The sequence below is a fragment of the Marinifilum sp. JC120 genome (assembly GCA_004923195.1).
Classification (GTDB): domain Bacteria; phylum Desulfobacterota; class Desulfovibrionia; order Desulfovibrionales; family Desulfovibrionaceae; genus Maridesulfovibrio.
This window is the reverse complement of the sequence record RDSB01000057.1, coordinates 1-1616: the sequence shown is the minus strand read 5'-3', so window position 1 is coordinate 1616 and position 1616 is coordinate 1. Positions and strand designations below refer to the sequence as shown.

3 protein-coding genes are annotated in these 1616 nt (G+C 46.5%); all 3 read left to right on the top strand.

Annotated elements, in window-relative coordinates; all coding sequences use genetic code 11:
• The first annotated feature begins 77 nt into the window (after positions 1–77).
• Positions 78–389, top strand: a complete 312-nt coding sequence (locus D0S45_20280; GenBank protein ID TIH09100.1) for a conjugal transfer protein TrbC — start codon at positions 78–80, stop codon at positions 387–389.
• Positions 386–685, top strand: a complete 300-nt coding sequence (locus D0S45_20275; GenBank protein TIH09099.1) for a conjugal transfer protein TrbD — start codon at positions 386–388, stop codon at positions 683–685. The genes D0S45_20280 and D0S45_20275 overlap by 4 nt, the downstream gene beginning before the upstream one ends.
• Positions 686–694: 9 nt before the next feature.
• Positions 695–1616, top strand: a 922-nt coding sequence (locus D0S45_20270; GenBank protein ID TIH09098.1) for a conjugal transfer protein TrbE, incomplete at its 3' end; no start/stop codon positions are given.

Here is a 1616-nt window from a genome sequence, read left to right as displayed (position 1 = left end):
CCGCGCGGTCACCCAAGTGGCAACGGTATCCGGCTACGACCCGATAAAGCAAAAATACATGTTGGAGTACATTCACAATGAAAAACAAAGCTAAAATAAACTTACTAATTTTATTGGTAATTTTACTGTTCCCGGAAATAGCTTCAGCCAGTGGAATTGCTGAATTCCAAGGTCCAATTGATAAAGTATTAGGAACCGTTGCAGGGCCTACAGGTGGAGCAATTGCTGCTATCGCGCTCGCAATCGCAGGGATTACCTTCATCATGAAAAAGGCTGAGCTGGGTGAGGGATTTAAGATGCTCCTAAGCATAATTATGGGAGCCTGCCTTATAGCTTGTTGCACCGCTATAATGAACGCTGTTTTCACTTTCTCTGGGGCTGTTCTGTGAGTTTAAATCAAGAATTAATTGTAAGGACGGTTGTCATTCACCGTTCGTTGCACAGACACACTCTAGTCCTTGGTGCTGAGAGAGAACTAGTCATGTCCTCAGCTCTGATCAGCTTCATTCTTGTCGTGACCGGCAAAGACCTCATCTCTGCCGGCGCAGCTCTCTTCCTTTGGCTCACTAGCGTAATTCTGCTCCGGATGATGGCGAAAGAAGATCCTCAAATGTCACAGGTATGGCTGAGAAGAAACGCATACCAGACYGTATATCCCGCCAAATCTACACCTTGGCGTAGGTAGGAGATATTCATGCTCAAGCTCAAAGACTATCGCCATAAACAAAAGGGATTGCCGGACGTTCTTTCATACGCCGCCATGGTGGATAATGGAATTGTCCTTTGCAAAAACGGCGCACTTCTGGCCGGCTGGATATTCAGATCCCAAGATACAGCATCAAGCACACCTCAGGAACTGGCGACAATAAGCGCACGAGTCAACCAAGCTCTGGCGCCTCTTGGCTCTGGCTGGATGTGTCATGTTGAGGCCATCCGAACTCCTGCGACCAGCTACCCTGCTCCGGCGGCAAGTTCCTTTCCGGATAGAATCACGGCGATGATTGATGAGGAACGGAGGAACATTTTTCAATCAGGGGAATTCTAYACAACCAGCACTTTTCTGGCCGTGACATGCACTCCTCAACTGGGCCATGAAAAAATCAAAAGATATGCAACTGGGCAGACWGGCGGTCACAACCAGCTCGACAAGCAGATCAACGAATTCAAAAARACACTATTTCAGCTTGAAGAYTCTCTTTCTCTCTGCCTTCAGCTTGAGAGACTGGCCGACTATACATATGAAGATGAATTCGGAAACAGCAAGACAGTTTCACCGCTGCTCACTTTCTTACAGATATGTACCACCGGAGAAAATCACCCGGTAATTCTGCCCTCTACCCCCATGTATCTGGATGCRATTATCGGCTGCAAAGATTTGGTTGCCGGCGATTCACTTTTYATTGGAAACAACCAGATCCAGATCATCGCCATAGACGGATTYCCAGCTGAAAGCTGGCCCTCAATCTTATCCTGCCTTGAAGGAATCCCTTTAGAATACAGATTTTCAAGCCGCTTCATCTGCATGGATCAATTTGAAGCAGAAAAAGAACTCACTTTATATCGTAAGACTTGGCAACAGCAGGTATTTAAATTTTTCGACCTGATGTTCAACAAGG

Excerpts from the sequence above, each read along its gene's own strand:
- D0S45_20280 (TIH09100.1), top strand. The coding sequence starts at position 78 with ATGAAAAACAAAGCTAAAATAAACTTACTAATTTTATTGGTAATTTTA.